Source organism: Desulfonatronum parangueonense, assembly GCF_054656975.1.
This window is the reverse complement of sequence record NZ_BAAHXH010000003.1, coordinates 1,358,471-1,374,966: the sequence shown is the minus strand read 5'-3', so window position 1 is coordinate 1,374,966 and position 16,496 is coordinate 1,358,471. Positions and strand designations below refer to the sequence as shown.

16 protein-coding genes are annotated in these 16,496 nt (G+C 53.1%); 11 read left to right on the top strand and 5 right to left on the bottom strand.

Translation table 11 applies throughout. From position 1 onward, the window contains the following. Positions 1-135 precede the first annotated feature (135 nt). The 4 genes from ACYQ15_RS06380 to ACYQ15_RS06365 are packed head-to-tail and all read left to right on the top strand — an operon-like array spanning position 136 to position 4,644. Positions 136-1,254 (top strand): glycosyltransferase family 4 protein, encoded by a 1,119-nt coding sequence (locus ACYQ15_RS06380; RefSeq protein WP_459936692.1) that lies wholly within the window; start codon positions 136-138, stop codon positions 1,252-1,254. 44 nt (positions 1,255-1,298) lie between these two features. After that, complete coding sequence (locus tag ACYQ15_RS06375) at positions 1,299-2,441, top strand: glycosyltransferase family 4 protein (RefSeq protein WP_459936691.1); 1,143 nt, start codon at positions 1,299-1,301, stop codon at positions 2,439-2,441. Positions 2,442-2,473: 32 nt separating this feature from the next. Continuing rightward, the gene (locus ACYQ15_RS06370) at positions 2,474-3,541 is read left to right on the top strand and encodes a glycosyltransferase family 4 protein (RefSeq protein WP_459936690.1); all 1,068 of its coding nucleotides are present in this window, start codon (positions 2,474-2,476) and stop codon (positions 3,539-3,541) included. After that, positions 3,538-4,644 carry a glycosyltransferase gene (locus tag ACYQ15_RS06365; RefSeq protein ID WP_459936689.1) on the top strand — a complete coding sequence of 369 codons (1,107 nt, stop codon included), beginning with the start codon at positions 3,538-3,540 and terminating at the stop codon, positions 4,642-4,644. The genes ACYQ15_RS06370 and ACYQ15_RS06365 overlap by 4 nt, the downstream gene beginning before the upstream one ends. Before the next feature lie 886 nt (positions 4,645-5,530). Here ACYQ15_RS06365 and ACYQ15_RS06360 read toward each other — a convergent pair. Together ACYQ15_RS06360 and ACYQ15_RS06355 are read right to left on the bottom strand one after the other, a co-directional pair. Then, complete coding sequence (locus ACYQ15_RS06360; RefSeq protein ID WP_459936688.1) at positions 5,531-5,839, bottom strand: DUF2845 domain-containing protein; 309 nt, start codon at positions 5,837-5,839, stop codon at positions 5,531-5,533. A gap of 55 nt (positions 5,840-5,894) precedes the next feature. Continuing rightward, on the bottom strand, positions 5,895-6,194 hold the full coding sequence (locus ACYQ15_RS06355; protein ID WP_459936687.1) for a helix-turn-helix domain-containing protein: 300 nt from the start codon (positions 6,192-6,194) through the stop codon (positions 5,895-5,897). 1,023 nt (positions 6,195-7,217) lie between these two features. On the opposite strand from ACYQ15_RS06355, the gene ACYQ15_RS06350 reads away from it, so the two are divergent. The 6 genes from ACYQ15_RS06350 (at position 7,218) to ACYQ15_RS06325 (ending at position 9,887) form a co-directional block, all read left to right on the top strand. Next, positions 7,218-7,577, top strand: a complete 360-nt coding sequence (locus ACYQ15_RS06350; protein WP_459936686.1) for a hypothetical protein — start codon at positions 7,218-7,220, stop codon at positions 7,575-7,577. Between the two features lie 284 nt (positions 7,578-7,861). Beyond that, positions 7,862-8,188 carry a PRC-barrel domain-containing protein gene (locus ACYQ15_RS06345; RefSeq protein WP_459936685.1) on the top strand — a complete coding sequence of 109 codons (327 nt, stop codon included), beginning with the start codon at positions 7,862-7,864 and terminating at the stop codon, positions 8,186-8,188. Positions 8,189-8,298: 110 nt separating this feature from the next. Continuing rightward, entirely contained in the window at positions 8,299-8,646 is a 348-nt protein-coding gene (locus tag ACYQ15_RS06340) for a hypothetical protein (RefSeq protein WP_459936684.1), read from the top strand. A gap of 16 nt (positions 8,647-8,662) precedes the next feature. Further along, the gene (locus ACYQ15_RS06335; RefSeq protein WP_459936683.1) at positions 8,663-9,013 is read left to right on the top strand and encodes a phage holin family protein; all 351 of its coding nucleotides are present in this window, start codon (positions 8,663-8,665) and stop codon (positions 9,011-9,013) included. 29 nt (positions 9,014-9,042) lie between these two features. Beyond that, positions 9,043-9,522, top strand: coding sequence for a hypothetical protein (locus ACYQ15_RS06330; protein ID WP_459936682.1), 480 nt, complete (start codon positions 9,043-9,045; stop codon positions 9,520-9,522). A gap of 35 nt (positions 9,523-9,557) precedes the next feature. After that, positions 9,558-9,887, top strand: coding sequence for a hypothetical protein (locus ACYQ15_RS06325; RefSeq protein WP_459936681.1), 330 nt, complete (start codon positions 9,558-9,560; stop codon positions 9,885-9,887). Between the two features lie 158 nt (positions 9,888-10,045). Here ACYQ15_RS06325 and ACYQ15_RS06320 read toward each other — a convergent pair whose 3' ends face one another. Further along, positions 10,046-12,463, bottom strand: coding sequence for a sensor domain-containing diguanylate cyclase (locus ACYQ15_RS06320; protein WP_459936680.1), 2,418 nt, complete (start codon positions 12,461-12,463; stop codon positions 10,046-10,048). A 781-nt stretch (positions 12,464-13,244) separates the two neighbouring features. Between ACYQ15_RS06320 and ACYQ15_RS06315 the strand changes: the two genes are divergently transcribed. Then, complete coding sequence (locus tag ACYQ15_RS06315; protein WP_459936679.1) at positions 13,245-13,652, top strand: response regulator; 408 nt, start codon at positions 13,245-13,247, stop codon at positions 13,650-13,652. A gap of 240 nt (positions 13,653-13,892) precedes the next feature. On the opposite strand, the gene ACYQ15_RS06310 is transcribed toward ACYQ15_RS06315, so the two are convergent. Next, positions 13,893-14,717 carry a glucose 1-dehydrogenase gene (locus ACYQ15_RS06310; protein WP_459936678.1) on the bottom strand — a complete coding sequence of 275 codons (825 nt, stop codon included), beginning with the start codon at positions 14,715-14,717 and terminating at the stop codon, positions 13,893-13,895. 281 nt (positions 14,718-14,998) lie between these two features. Then, positions 14,999-16,330, bottom strand: coding sequence for a ferredoxin reductase family protein (locus ACYQ15_RS06305; protein ID WP_459936677.1), 1,332 nt, complete (start codon positions 16,328-16,330; stop codon positions 14,999-15,001). Positions 16,331-16,496 lie beyond the last annotated feature (166 nt).

The following is a 16,496-nucleotide window of genomic DNA, read 5'->3' as shown; positions in this document are numbered from 1 at the left end:
TTCTCTACCCAGGACCGTGTTAAACACTCTAAGTGGTTATGGTCAGGTGAAAACAACATAAATATGATATTTTTTTATCCCTGTTATCATTTTCGATTTTAAACGAAAAACCATTGTTCAACAAATTGTTGTCCTGTGAAAATTATCTACGCTGCCCCTCATGCATCTGTTTTCCCTTCAAGAGCTGCCAATACAATTCATATGATGCGCATGTGCGAGGCGTTTTCAGGACTGGGCCATGAAGTCGTTCTGCTGGTTTCATCGTCAGGTCGAAGTCAGGATGAAATCTTTGATTTCTACGGCATGCCTCCTGGTTTCAAAATAGAGCGCCTTGTTTTTACTTCAGGACCGGGAAAAAGCTTTCTTTACGCGATAAGAGCGGTAAAGAAATCAATGGTCTCTAAGCCTGATCTGGTCGTTGGCAGATCAACACAGATTTGTGCGTTGACGGCATTTTGCGGGATACCAACAGTATATGACTCTCATGGGCCTGTATGGGACAAGGAGATGATTGAACGTCTGGCATACCGGTTGCTTTACCGCAACAGGAATCTTGTTCGAATGACCACAAACTCAAGGGCTTTGAAAGAACTCTTTGAAAAATGGAAGCTGGTGCCAGATTGCGGAATCGTTGCGGCTCCCAACGGCAGCCTGGAATACCCGCTCGATGAAATGGCACAAGATTGGCCTGGACGGGCGGGAGGAGTTCAGGCTGGATACATCGGGCATTTGTATCCAGGGCGTGGTGTGGACGTTATCATCGGATGTGCCCGAATTATGTCCGGTGTTGATTTCCATATTGTTGGAGGCGACGAAACAGATATCGTCTACTGGAGTGGCCAGACTGATTTTTCAAACCTTTTCTTCCATGGTTTTGTGAAGCACTCGGAAGTGCACCGTTATCGCAACAACTGTCATGTCCTCCTGGCGCCCTATCAGGCAAAGAACGTCACCATGGCCGGCGGCAAAGGCGACTCAAGCGCCTACATGAACCCCATTAAAATTATAGAATACCTGTCTGCTCAAAAACCTATAATCGCGTCAGACCTGCCCGTGTTGCGGGAAATCCTGGAGCATGAGCGGAATGCGCTTCTTTGTCCTCCGGATGATGTTCATGCCTGGTTGCGTTGCTTGGAGCGACTGCGTGATGAGCCTGATCTTGGCAAGCGACTGGCAGAGGCGGCCTATTATGATTTCATATCAAAATATACCTGGACCAAGCGGGCACAAACCGTTCTTGGTGATTGCACTTGATTCCGGACAATGTTGAACAGGCGAACGAACGTGCACAGCTTTGCATGAAAAAAACTAAAATTCTCATCTTCATTAACTCCCTGACCTGCGGAGGGGCGGAGCGGGTTGCTTCGTCCCTGGCGGGATACCTGGCGCGGTCCGGTTGTGCCGTGATTGTTGTGACCATGCATGGCAAGGAGAGGGATTTCTACAGGCTGGATGAGAGCGTCACCCGGTACTGCCTGGACACGGCCCATGACAAGTCGTTTTTGGGCAAGATTCTTGTCAATATCAGCAACTTCAGGAGGCTGCGTCAGATTCTAAGCCACGATAAGCCGGATGTTGTCCTGGGCATGATGACCAAGTGCGCGGTGATGTCTATCTTGACCGGCTTGGGTCTGCCAGTTCGGGTGGTGGTCTCTGAGCGCAGCTACCCGGGCAAAAAAAAGATCGCATGGCTTTTGGCCCAACAGCGTTGGTTGCTCTATTGCCAAGCCACCGCCCTGGCGGCACAAACAAGCGAGGAGGCCATATGGCTGAAAAGGCATGTCGCCGCCGCTAACATCAAGGTGATCCCCAACGCTATCTTTTGGCCCTTGCCCGAGAGGGAGCCTGTTATTCTTCCTCAGGATTGGCTGGCTTCAGGTGACAAAGTGATGCTGGCTGCGGGGAGGCTGTCTCAAGTTAAAGGCTTTGACCTGCTCATCAAGGCTTACTCGATGATCGGTCCACACCGCAGCGCCTGGAAGCTGGTCATTGTCGGCAAGGATGGAGATGCGGGCGACACCGGCACACGCGATCATCTTGTTAAACTGGTTCGAAACCTGGGGCTTGAGGGGCGGGTATTCTTGCCGGGTTTGGCTGGCAATATCGGGGACTGGTATGAGCGTGCGGATATATTTGTTCTTAGTTCCCGCTACGAGGGGTTTCCCAATGTGCTGCTGGAGGCTATGGCCTGCGGTTGCCCCTGCATCGCCTTTGACTGCGAAACCGGCCCCAGGGATATTATCAAAAACAGTGAAAACGGCCTCCTGGTCCCGGCAGAAGACGTCCCGGCCCTGGCTCGGGCCATGGAGCAACTGATGCTTGATCAGGACTACCGCAAAGAACTTGGCAGCAGGGCCGTGGCTGTGCGGGAGACGTTTTCCGAGGAAACTGTCATGGGGAAATGGAAGTCTTTATTCCTGGATTTAACACGAAAACCGTAATTTCTCCTAACAACCCTAGTGGTAAACTAAAGATGGGCAAGATAATAACAGTCTGGCTCCCTTACATCAAAGGCGGCAGCGGCGCGGACGTTTCGACGGAATACTTAGCCGAGGGACTCCGACGGGCAGGCGCAAAGGTCATTGCACAGCCCTTTCATTTGTACTTTCAGTTTGCCCCCTGGCTGCTGTCCCGGGCAACCGCTCCTGAAGATGCCAGCATTATTTTGACCAATTCCTGGAATGGGTTTGCCTTTGCCCGACCCGGCAAGCATCTGGTGGTCGTGGATCGACTCTGCGTCCATGACCCTGTCCTGGAGCGGTACAAGAGCTTTGCTCAAAAGGTTTATCACAACCATCTTATCAGGCGGTATGTCACAGCCAGTGCAAAGCGAGCCGACGCAGTGGTGGCAGTGAGCAATTATACGGCTGATCAATATCCGAAGGTATTGGCTTTGCCCCGTCCCGAGGTGATCCTCAACGCCGTGGACACGAATTTTTTCAAACCGTTGGATGGTGAGAAAAGCAAGCCGGTGGGCCATGGCGCACGGTTGCTGTTCGTGGGCAATCTGACCTCCCGCAAAGGGGTGGATATGCTTGCCCCCATAATGCAGAGGCTGGGACCGGATTATGAATTGTACTACACTGCTGGGCTAAGGGCTAAGGACATTCCAGGTAAACTGCCCAATATGCATCCTTTGGGTCAGCTGGATCAGCGGCAGATGGTCAGGGAGTACCGGAAGGCTGATCTGCTCCTTTTCCCATCCAGAGGAGAGGGATTGTCCAGGGCCGTGATGGAGTCTCAGGCCTGCGGCACGCCAGTAGTTGCGGCAGATGTTTCATCCATGCCCGAGGCAGTGGACGATACCGTGGGCAGGCTTTGTCCGCTTGATGACCCCGAGGCCTTTGCCGCGGCGGTCAGAGATCTGCTTATGGACCCGGCGCAATATGCGCGGCTTGCGGCAAATGCGCGGATGCGGGCTGAAGAGCGGTTTTCCCTGGACAGAATGATCTGGGAGTATATTGATCTCTTTTACACTCTACAGGACGGTGCCCAAGGCAAAAACAGCGCGGGTGGCCGCAGACAGAAGAGGGCCGAATGAAGCTGGCAATAATCCTGCCCACTCTGGCCGGGGGCGGTATGGAGCGCATTCATGTACATCTGATGCAGGAGTGGGCTAGGCAAGGCGTGGACATGGACCTGGTGGTGAGCAGGTTCCAGGGGCCGCTGTGCACCATGGTGCCGGACCAAGTGAAGATTCACGTGGTGGCCCGGCGGCATCCGTTGCTGTTCCCCTGGGGGCTATACCGGTATCTGCGCAAGCACAGGCCAACCCATATTCTTTCAGCGGCCAACGACATCAACGCCATGACCCTGACCATCAGCAGGCTGGCCTGCTCAAAGGTGCCTGTTGTGGTGAGCGTACACAATCATCTCTCCACGGAACTTGCCCAGGCCAAAGGGAGTGGGCTGCTCAAACTGCGCACCGTGGCAGGGCTGTTGCGCCGGGTCGTTTACAGAGCCGGGGGAGTTGTCGCTGTATCCAGGTCTGTTGCCGATGATCTGCGTACCCACTTTCCCGGGCTGGGTGCAAAGCTGCGTGTCATTCTAAACCCTGTTCTCACCCCAAAAGTTCGCGAGCACCTGAACCACCCTTTGGAGAGCTGTCCGGTCCCGCTGGGTACCCCGTGGATCGCCTTTGTCGGACGGTTCGTCCCGGCCAAGGGACTGGACGTTCTGCTGGCGGGCTTCCGGCTCATCGCGGACAAAACAGGGGCACATCTTGTTCTGTTGGGTGACGGTCCGCTCAAGCCGAAACTGGAATCCATGATTTTGGACATGGGGCTGACCGGGCGGGTGCACTTCGCTGGGTTCCAAAACAACCCCCTGCCCTGGATGCGAGAGGCCGATCTCTTGATATTGCCTTCAAGACATGAAGGGCTGCCCAGTGTGCTCATCGAGGCACTGGCCTGCAAGACACAAGTTGTGGCCACTGACTGCCCTGGCGGTTCGGCGGAAATCCTTGAAAATGGCAAACTTGGACAACTAGTGCCGGTGGAAAACCCCGAAGCCTTGGCTCAGGCCATGCTTCACAGCCTCAATGGCGCTTTTCATGTGGACCCGGAGCACCTCAAGGCCCGGGCCGAGGATTTCACCGCGGAGAAGGCGGCGAGGGAGTATATGGAGGTGCTGAGAGGGGAGTAACAAGCGTGGCCATTTTAGAAGTCTCCTTGACCAAAGTCCTGATCTCCGTTGGTCTCGCCGCAACGTAACTACTCAGCACATACGGTACATGATCATTCTCCAGCACTGGATTCCGGCTTTCGCCGAATGACGTTTCTGGGCAAGCCTTTACCACGCTAGTCATACCGGCGAAGGCCGGTATCCAGGTCTTTTTCTGGTTCTGCTGTGTAGTTACGCCGCAACTTGGGCAAAAATCATCGCTTCCGCTGCGGGGTTAGTCCTCAATTATTTGGTCAGAAGAAATTTGGTCTTCCCTGGTAAGAAAATCCGTGACTGGGGATGAAATTGCGGGTGTGGTGCTGTAACAACGTGACCGATCTCGGGCGAACAAATCGGACTCCTGGAGGCTGAAAACCATCGTCTGGGAAGTTTAAAAGATGTGGGTCAGCAGTTAGGGAGTTGGAATATGCTAAATTACCGTTACGGTGTTTTCATTCATCCAATCTCAGTCCTTAAACAACGTTTGCAGTGCTCCTTATAACTCTCGCTGTACGATATCCTCATCCAGCCAAAAGCGGTAAATTAATATTTTCCATCTCCCTTATATGCTCGTGGTCATGTATGGCGACACATAAACTTGATTGTGTGATTTTTTCCACCTCCTTGACATAGTCGTTAAGCCATTATTTTCGCTATCCGCAACCCCTAAACCATCACAACAAGCTAAAAGTCGTTTCCTGGGCCATCCACAGCCCCAGAAATCCATATCAACCCTCTCCGCCTATTTTCTCGCCGCCCTGGGCTGATGTAAAGACCGGCCTAAACGGGAGCGAGCTGGTAATTGCAAATCAGTTATACAATTATTGGTTATGAACCTCACACGCGGACAACCTCTTACAGATTCCTTTTAGAAACCATACCCATCGGTTTTTATGGTAGAGAGCTTGCCGTCCTTGAATGTCAGGTAGTATAAAAATTCACGGGGACCCAGGTTGTATGTCCATGTTTCAATCACCGTGGTGATGGTTGTTTCGGTCCCGACCTTGATTTCCCTGGTGGAAACGACGATGTCGTGAGGTTCTCCGCACTTGTTCCGGACCACCATCCTGGAATCACCTGTTTTGACAAGTTCATTGCCACACCGCAACGCCAGGGACCAGCCGGATGAGCAAAGCAGTAAACCTGCTGCCAAGATGCAGGTCAATGCATTTTTCATGATCCTCCTCCTGTGAGATATTCTCGAATAACCCCAATCTGACTTGAGTTGATGATTAACTGCCCCAGAAGTCCACATCAACTTTCCCTGCCAATTTCTCATCCCCCTGGGCCACTTGGTCTTCTTTCGGCACCACCCACCCCACAATTCCATCACCCTCGTTGATAAACCTGATCCCTGCCTGCCTCAGGTTTATCGTCTCAAAAAGCATCAAGGTGCTCTCTTTTGTCTGCTCCGATCCGCTTTCCATTCTGGCAATGAGGGATTGAGACAGATGTGAGACATTCGCCAGGTCTGCCTGTGACCAGCCAAGAAGTGCCCGTGCTACTTTAATCTGAACACCTTTGATTATCAAAACTATATCTCCAGATCTCAGTTATTTGGTGAGGATGCCTTACCATGATGCTGATTGACAGGGAAGGATTTAACCATTTTTGAATATTTTATGAATTTTAATATTGTAATCAAAATTGGTAAAAAAAAGATGCCTAAAATCCAGCTAAACGCACCATTTATAGCAAACCATCCCAAGCCAAAGGGCAACCAGAAAGTCGATTATTTCGATACGGTTGTACCTGGTTTGCTGTTGGAGGTGAGGGCGACAGGTAAATTGCACCTTCTCTCAGAGATACAGAGACAAGTTCGGAAGGCTGCGCCAAGTAGCGGATAGGTCCGACAGACTCTGTTAGTCGCGAAGAAGCCATGCAAATGGGCAGGTATATCAGATCGCAAGCCGTTCTTGGACTTGATCCTGCCACGGAGTCGGACAAGTACAAGAATTCCATGACGTTTCAGGAATTCATAAATGGCAGGTACTTGCCATACATTAAGATGCACAAGAAGTCGTGGCGGCATGACGAGAAGGTGATCAACTATTACCTGCGAAAGCTTTGGGGAAACCATAAGCTAAGTGACATAACTAAGCCTTGAATGTCAGCACTCGCCAAGTCTGCCTGTGACCAGCCATAAGTTATGGGGTGGACTTATGTGGTCTCTGCTTTTGAATGTTATATTCGGGCGAACTGAAACCTGATCGTGGCATGTAATCACGCTAAGGACCCAAAGGGCAGCCCTGGGCAGATAATTCTACCTTCCTCACCCACGCTTCCTACCTTGAAATTTAGTAATTTCCCTACTGACGCAGGTTCCCCGGGGTATCTATAATCTCCCTCAATGCTGGAGCTGTTCAGTCCCGGTGTGGGCTGTTTCTTTCGCATCATCATCGAGTGTGCCTCAAATGATCCGGGTTGCCGGAGTGGTGGCCGTAATTCGATGAGCTGATGGTGACAGGGGCTCCCAGTTGCCGAATCATTGGATTCCTTGAACATTCGATGCGATGGAGTTGTTAGAGTAACCTATTAAATCTTCGGAGGATGCCATGGATCTTGAAAAAGATAAGTATGCGGTTCCCAAAAAAGAAGGCTTGGGAGATGTTCAGCGTGATTACGAGACCGCCATTGGGCCGGGCATGGAGGATCGGAGAGCTGCGTCATGGGACAAGGCGGAGAGGGAACTCGGCGATGTCTATGAAAAAACGGGCAAAGTCATGAACAAAACGTATGATCGGGCGAAAAGCTACAGTTGCGAAAAACCCGGCACCACCGTCCTTATCGCGTTAGGAGTCGGTGTCGGGCTTGGCTTTTTACTGGGTGCAAGCAGTCGCCGTTCGCGTCGAAACGAATTTGTCGAGCCGTTCACTTATGCGCTTTCGGACGTGGTTCAGAAAGTGCTTCGATGAAATTGATGTATCTGTTCAGCAACATCGAGAAGGAATGACCCATTGAATTTGCTGAATGCCTGCAATTTAATGATTGATTGAACGTAACTTTTCAGCAGAGTCAGAATACAGATCTGGACAGCGATAGCGTCGGCCTTCACCGATATGACTAACATGGAACAAAGCTTGCCCTGATACGTCATTCCGGCGAAAGCCGGAATCCATTTCTGGGGAATGGCTATGTACTGTATGTGCTGAATAGTTACGATTGAACCTGTAAATCAGAACAGTACAAGGAGTACGTCATGAATAAATTGCAACCTGAACAGGGCTACAACCTGATTGATCATTCCGCGGTATCCGTGGATGAGCTGAAAAGTTCCTATGTATATGACTCCAACCATGCCAAGATTTCCGGGGTAAAAGATGTAATTGTCACATCAGACAAAGTTGACAAGTTTATTATCGATGTCGGCGGATTTCTCGGAATAGGCGCGCATACCGTTGCCATTTCTCCCAGCGAGGTCGAAATTCATAAGGATGATCATGGAAACACTCGAATTTATCTGCCGATGACAAAAGAGCAATTGAAAGATCTTCCTGAGGATGCAGGCAAGTCATCGCCCCTTTAAAAAAATACAGCCGTCCGTCATCGACGTCGATGACGGACGGTTTTCAACGAGAATGGACTGTGAATCTTCGGTTTCGGCAATTTACAGTTCGTATCTTCATGAGGTGAACAATGGACGGTCAAACGTACGATAAGCCTGGCCCAACCACGGCAGAACAACAGGTTTCAGGCAAGCCAACGGGTTTTGAAAACGTCAAGCATACCATTGCCGATCAGTTGGATGCGGTCTCCGAGGCATTAGGCGGAAAGACGGTGGATCAGGTCGGGAACGAGAGTATGGTTGAGTATGGAAATCAGGCGTCGGAGTGGTTGGGGAAATCAGCTGATTACGTTCGGCAATTTGATTTGGAACAGGCGGATGCCGATGTTCGGGAATACATCCGGCAGCACCCGGTTCCAAGCCTGATGGCTGCAGGAGCCGTAGGTTTTTTTGTCGGAGCAATGTTACGACGAAGGTAAGGAGGCGGTTTTCTACATGGAAAACAAAGTGGAACACAAAAGTCCTGCGCAACGCGAATCATTCAAAGAGTTGTTGGAGCAACTTGCCAACAATGTATCAAATATAGTTCGCGATGAGATCGAACTTGTGATTCGCAGAGCCCAAGAAAAGGCGGCGGATTTTCGTGGCGGAGTCGTGACGCTGATCATAGGCGCGGTTATCTGTTTTATCGCCTTCATACCACTCAGCATCGCACTCATCATTTGGCTCACTTCTTACATGGAGCCTGTCATGGCGGCGCTGGCCAGCGGTGGAACGTTTATATTCATTGGGGTGCTCATTGTCCTTATCGGCTCCATGAAATTGAAAAAAGCGTTCCGGAAGTGAAAAATCAGTAATTCAAGGAGGACAACGGAATGAATGATGACACAGGTGCAAGGCCAAAGCCGAATGCCGAACGGAGCGTCGACGAGATTCGTCAGGACATCGCCAGGGAAAAAGAGAATGTATCCCACACGGTGGAGCAGATCGGCGAGCGGATCAAATCAAAAATGGATTGGCGGGAGCAGGTAAATAATTATCCGTATTTGTCCTTGGGAGTTGCTGCCGGCTTGGGCTATCTTGCCTCCGTGGCTTTGCTGCCGCGTCCTACTCCCATGGAGCGATTCCTGCGCCCGATTGCCGATGAAGTTCGCGATACCCTCGGAGATCTGATGCCCCGGTCCTCGAGTCCCGGCATCATCAGGCTGACCCTGACAGGCATTGCCACGAAGGTTGCCTCGAATATGATCAAGGATGCCACCCAGAAAGCTGTTTCCAACGGGGTGTCCCAGGCATCATCGCATAAAAGACGTGATTCAGGTGAGGGCGTGCCGAGCGGTTATGAAACATATTAATGAATAATTTTTTATGAACTATCAAGGAGAACATCATGGCTAATGAGAAAAACAGATTTGAGACTTCAAGTCAGGGGATAGTGGGACGCGGTGGCGAAAGGTCCGAAGATCAGGGCGTCAAGGAACGCGGCGCGGAGTATTACGATAGGGCAGAGAGAGCCGTAAGTGACACTTATGAGAAAACAGAACAGATGGCTGGAGAAAAATATCGCCGGGTCAGGAACTACAGTAGCGAAAACCCCGGCAAAGTCGTGCTTGCCGCATTTGGTATTGGATTGGCGCTTGGCTTTATCCTCTCCGCGAGCACGCAACACCACCCGAGCATGAGTGACCTTCGGAAATATTACCGTAATTACACAGCCTGAGAGAGGGCAGCATAAGGGGAGCTTTCAAAACATGCGCCAAGCATGTTCTGGATTCGCCGCCTTTGCGGGAATGGTATTGGTTCCGTGGCATGTCCAAGTCAGTCATGCCCGCGAAGGCGGATATCCCCATTGCGGACTGTGATCCCATTATCCTCGCTTCAGGCCAGGAGATAGAATCCGAGGTCTTTTGCGTAGGGGGGCGGGTTGTAGAATTCGGCGTCGATCTTTTCGCCGTGAACGCCGCGAACCATGACCCGTCGTTCGATCAGGGACCTGTTCCTGTCGTCCAGGTGGAATGAAACATCCAGAAAATCCCCCGGCCGGATATTGTATTGATCCGGCGGGACGGTAAAACCCATCTCAAACATGGCGAGTTCCACCACATTCATGATCCCTCCCTGTTTCGTCTGGAGCTGCGTGAACTCGCCGTACAGCATGACCTTCTTGCGATAGACTTTTTTCCTGCCGACTTCCTGGTTCCTCGCGCCCTGATCCAGAAGGGGCCGCAGGCTCTCTTCCATGGTTTCCCCGGAGGCGCATGCCTCACCGGCCTTGTCCTGGGGAAGTCGTTCCTCAATGAACCGGATCAGACCGCTGGAGTGATCCGTGCGCACGGAATGCACGAAGACGCTGATGGAGGTGTCCGTCTCGCCCTTGAGCGCTTCAAACGACTTGCGCATCCGGTTTTTGGCCTGGTCCGCTGCCTGTTTGTCGGTTCCGGACAGCAGGGCGATGAATTTGTCCCCCTCGTAGCGAAAAACGTCGTCAGTGCGCCGGAACGTCGTCTTGATCAACCCGGCGACCTGTTTCAGGAGTTCGTCCGCGGCCCGGCGGCCCTGTTTCCGGTTGACCTGCTTGAAGTCGTCAATGTCGATGATCATGATGGACATATCCTGTCCATATCGCCTGGATATCTCGTCCTTGTTGCACAGAATGCGTTCAAGACTGTAGCGGTTCTTGAGCCCGGTCAGGGCATCCGTGGTGGCCGCCCGATGCAGGACCTGGTTGTAATGGACGCGTTCCATGGCAATGGCCGCATAATCCGCAATGGACTCAAGCAGCTTCAATTCGTCTGCCGTGTAGACGCCTCCGTCGACCTTGTTGACCAGTTCAATCACCCCGAACGTATTGTTTTCGCCGCGGAGCAATGTGCCCATGCAGGTTCGCGGTTCAAGGCCCAAAGAGGTGGTGACGCCACCGGCCAGGCCGGGATCTTCGGACAGATCTTCGACAAGCAGCGACGCCCGGTTTTCCAGGATGCGGCCGGCAATGCCCTGATCCCCGGCGAGTCGGGTTCCGCGCAGTTTGTCCTTGTTGGCGCCCTCAACCACGGAGAAGACCAGATCCCGGCTTCTGGGGTCCTTGAGCAGCAAGGCCCAGTGCATGGGTTCGAATGCAACGCCGATCCGGTACATGATCAGGTCCATGACTTCCCGAAAGGTTTTCGCCTTGGCCAGGTATTTGCCGAACTCGAAGCCGTCGTCGGGGAGGAGGGGAGGGCGGTTTGCCCGCTGCTGGAGGCCGGGAGCTTTTTTCAAAGCTTCCGGATCACCTTGGGCGTCTGGTGCATGTGGGACATGTGGTGCATGTGAGGCATTCGGGAACAGCAGCCTGGTGTTCGCCCTGGAAAGATGGAAGTTCATTCGGATCAGACTTTCATGAATCTGACCGGGGGTGGGAAATACAAAGTGGAAAAACTCGGATATGCGTTCCATTTCCCGGTTCATGGCCATGATTCGGTCAATGATGCCGATCTGCTCAATATCGATGCAGTGCTCGATCTCCGGAACCAGAATCGGCGGGCGAATCCTGTCTCCAGCCAGCGAGCCGACGCCCTGGGTCCAGCAGATGAAATCGGCGAGGGAAACCGTGGCGATGAGCAGGGTCTCTTCATCGGAAAAGTTTCGCGTCTGGAATTGCTGGTGATGGTATTTGACGGGCAGCACGATTCGCTCCGGCAATTTCCACAGGGAGCAGAAAAATGCACCCACATCGTCATGCCCCAGACCCAGGGCAGCGCGCTCCTGGTCGATCAGGCATTCCTCGCCGGTTGCGGCCTGGTAAAGAAAATCTCCGTAATCCCGGTGGCCTTGAAGATCGAGGAAGATTTTTCCGACATCGTGCAGCAGACCGGCGACATACGCTTCCTCCGGGCGCGGGTAGCGGGCCTTGCGGGCGATTTCCAGGGACAGCACCGCCACGGAAAGAGAATGACGCCAAAAATGGATCCTGTCGAACTGCTTCGACCCGGCCGAGGCGAACAGCCCCTGAAAGATCGTGGTGCCGATGGCCAGTTGCCTGATTTCATCCTCCCCGAGAACCACCATGGCCTCGGGCAGCGTGGTGATCGTCCTCTGGGTGCCGTAGCCGGCCGAGTTCACAATTTCGAGAACCCGGGCCGCAATGCCGGGATCCGTCTCGATGATCCGGGAAATGTCGTGCAGGGAAGTGGTCGCATCACCCAGCGCTTCCAGCATTTTCAGGGCGACCTGGGGAAAGCTGGGCAGTTGCCTGCGATCAAACCTGATGACGCTCTTGATCTCGGCTGGTGAAGGAAGATGGACATCTCGAGGCATTACGTGACAAGATCCTTGGAATAGCAAAGAAAACAGTGAGTTGAAGAAGATGCTCCCGGCATCATTCTTTTGCAGTGAAGTACCCAAGAACAGGATGCAAGGCAAGGAAGTGTCGTCCCATGGCGTCTCACGGCAGATTTGATCTTCCGGCTGGTTTACCCTGTTTGGGCCGGACAGAAACTCCCTCATCGGCCTCTTACCAACAAGCCGTTGCGCAGTCATAACGGTACCTATTCAGCACATACGCGCATGACAATTCTCCAGCTACTGGATTCCGGCGTTCACCGGAATGACGAATCGAAGCAAACCTTTTCTTGTCAGTCATCCCGGCGAAGACCGGCGCTATCGCTATCCAGTTTTTTCTCCGGCACTGCTGAGTAGCCACTCACAGCAAGAGGCTGTGCTCCCGCAACTCATGCAGAGCCGTGTTTGAGATCAGCCGGCTCATCCGGATTATCAGATTTATGGATCAACAGATAGATAAAACCTGCGGTTTATTTTGGAACTCGCCAAATTCTGAGTTTTTTCTCAAGAATCAGTTCTTGCAACCATGGAATTCATTTGGTCCATGGTTCTGCTTCATGTTCCAAAAGTAAATGATTCCAAAGTATTGCTCGCGGTAATGCGTTGGCATTGATATTGATACATCGTCATGTAAACGCAGCCTTGGATCCGGTCCAGTTCCATGCGGGATCAATCAGGAATTCCAATCCGCAATGACTCTACAAGGTCGACGTTGTCTGCGAGGCTGGCAATCCATGACCATGTGAAGGTGATTCAGATGTACAACGCGAAAATTCTGGTTATCGATGACGAGTACTATATCCGTCTGTTCTATTTCGAGGAACTCCAGGATGCGGGGTATAATGTCGCCACATCCGACGGTTCAAGAAACATCCTTGATCTGTTGCGGCAGGAAAATCCCGATGTGGTCATCCTGGACATCAAGCTGGACGGCAATCGTTCCGGATTTGATCTGTTGCAGGAAATCCGGATTCATGATCAAGGCATTCCGGTTATTCTCTGCAGCTCCTGTGAGGATTTTCAGTATAATCTGCAATCATTGATCGCGGATCACTTCGTCTGCAAGTCCATTGACCTGACCGAGTTGAAGGAAAAGATCGAACAGGTTCTGATCAGTTCAGGACGCCCCAACTTCCCCTCCGGCGAAAACTGCTGCCGCGTGTAATTCCATATCCCATGCACGATTCCCCATCCAACTCATAATCGAAATCGCAATCATAATCGCAATCGACTGGCCGCACTGGTGGATGACTTAATCTCAAGCACACCAACCATCGTGCCCTTCGTGGTAAAATAATCCTCAGAGATTTAACCACGAAGAGCACGAAGAGGGAAGGGGAAGAGTCGATTTCGATTTCGATTGCGATTTCGAAGGGAAAACCAGCTTTTATCTTCCTGGGGAGGTTCAGCCCGCGGAGATGAACCCCGGGTAGAGGATCATGCCGCCGTCCACGATCAGGCTCGTGCCGTGGACGTAGTCCGACTCGTCCGAAGCCAGCCACAAGGCCGCCTTGGCTATATCCGCGGGTTCGCCGATGCGGTGGCGCGGGATCAGCTTCAACAGTTCGGCCTTCGCCTCGGGGTCATCCCAGGATTCGCGATTGATGGGCGTCCTGATCGCGCCGGGAGCGATGCTGTTCACGCGGATTCCCTTGGCCCCCAATTCCTGGGCGATGCTTTTCATGAACAGCATCAGCCCGCCCTTGGATGAGGCGTAGTTCACTCGTCCGGCCCAGGGAATTACTTCATGCACCGAACTCACGAAAATGATCTTGCCCAAGGCCGAAGATCGCTCCGGAACCATGCCCCGGCGCAGAAACTCCCGGGTCGCGGCCTGGGCGCAGAGAAAGCCCCCGGTCAGGTTGATGTTGATGACCATGTTCCACTCATCCAGGGTCATCTCCGTAAACTCCGCGTCCTGCTGCACTCCGGCGTTGCTGATCAGGATGTCCACGGTGCCGAACTTCTCCACGGTCTTGCGAAACATGTCCCCCACATCCGATTCGCTGCTTACGTCGGCCTGGAAGGCCATGGCCTGGGAGCCATGCGTCTTGATCCCCGCGACGACCTCCTCGGCCCCCTCGCGGCTGCTGGAGTAGTTCACCACCACGTTGGCCCCGGCCTCGCCCAGCGCCCGTGCAATGCCCGCGCCGATACCCGAACTGCCGCCGGTGACAATGGCGGTCTGGCCGTCCAGAATGGTCGATGGTTTGGGATAATTCTGGTTCATGTCGTTCCTCCGATTCGTGTAGTTGTGGATATTTGGTGAGTATCGAATGATTAGGAAATTTGAACCGCTCGCTTCGCTTAAGGCGCAGAGGACACGAAGAAGAATTTTTGACTTCCGCTGGAAAGATGCGGAAGTCAAAAGAGATTCACGCCTGACGGCGAACATGACTTCCCCCTTCAGGGGGAGGCAATCCTTTTGGAAAGCATCTCTTTCCCTGCTTTCCAAAATGTTTTCCTGGGCGTCCTCCGCGCCTTGAGAGAAGCGGGCGGTTCAATTTGGCATCAGATGATGCTGAAGTCTTCCGTAAAGATCTGCTCAAACGGCACACCGGCTTCCATGAGTTTCTCGCGCAGCGAGTCCATCATCGCCTTGGGCCCGCAGATCAGGTAGACCCTCGCCTTCAGGTCGCCGCCCACACGGTCCGCGATGACCTCCGGCGTAAGGTAGCCTTCCTCGTCGGAGGAGTGGGGGAGGTAGTGCAGGTTTTCCTCCTTCAGTCCGAGTTCCTTTATTTCATCGTGATAATAGGCTTCGTCCGGTTTCTGCACACTGTAGAAGAGATGGGCCTTGTTGAACTTTCCAGCGCGAAAATCCTCGTTCTCCACCATGCTCAAGAAGGGAGTGATCCCGATCCCGCCGGCCAGGAGCACGGATTCCTTGTCCGCGTGTTCCGCCATGTGCTCCCCGAACTTGCCGTAGGGGCCCCAGACATGGGCCCGCTGACCCGGCTCCAGCACGGGTAGCTGTTCCGTCCAGTCGCCCATCTGCTTCACTGAGATCCGGATGGTTTCGGCCTGGGGCGCCGATGAAATGCTGAATGGATGCGGTTCGGCCCGCAGGTCCGGCGATTCGAAGTAGACGTACAGGAACTGGCCGGGCTGAAAGACCATCTTTCGCTTCGGATCCCGGGGGCGCAGGTAGACTTCGGTGATGTCGCCCAGGGTCCGGACATGATCCACCAGGTAGTCATGGAGCGGGCCGAACCAGCGGTAGAGCACCCGGATGTAGAAATAGCAGCACACCGCGGCCGCAACCCACACGCCGAACCAGAGGCCGAGCAGCGGATAGGACATGATCTCGCCCTGGGCCACGATCCCATGGAAAACAACCACAACCAGCACCAGCCCGAAAAAATTATGCGTCTGTTTCCAGACGTGATAGCGTAGCGAGATCCACAAGGACACCGCCGTCAGCCCGACCAGCCCCGCCAGGGCAACCAGACCGGACATCCGGGCAAGATGGTAATGTGCGGCTTCACCGGGCAGTTGCGCGATCCAGAAAAACCGAAGGAAGTTGAACTCGGGATCCAGGGCCAGAAAAATCGGGTGCAGAAAAATAATGTACAATGCGATTTCGCCGAATCGACGGTGCGCCTTGTAGACCTTGTCCAGCCCCCCGAACAGCCGCTCCACGACCCGCAACCGCGCGGCTAAAATTATCGCCCAGCACATCAGCATGGTCGTGCCCATGCTTCCGAGCTTGGCCAGGTACTTCAGGCGGTAATCGTACCAGTCGTCGTAGAACCACATGGACCCGAAATAGATCGCGTAGGTGGCCAGCACGCTCAGCAGAACCGCCAGATACCCCCAGTAGTACTGTTTCTTGATGATCACGCTATCCCTCCGCATGCAAGTATTTCTTGCATCGTAATCGAAGTCGGTCCTCGCCCGGGACCGCCGCACCCCAGTGCGGCCACCGGACCCAAAGCCACCGGAGAACAGTCGGCCTTAACCCGAAATTCCCGCTTTCTGCCGGAACTCATTCTTAGCGCGCTAGACC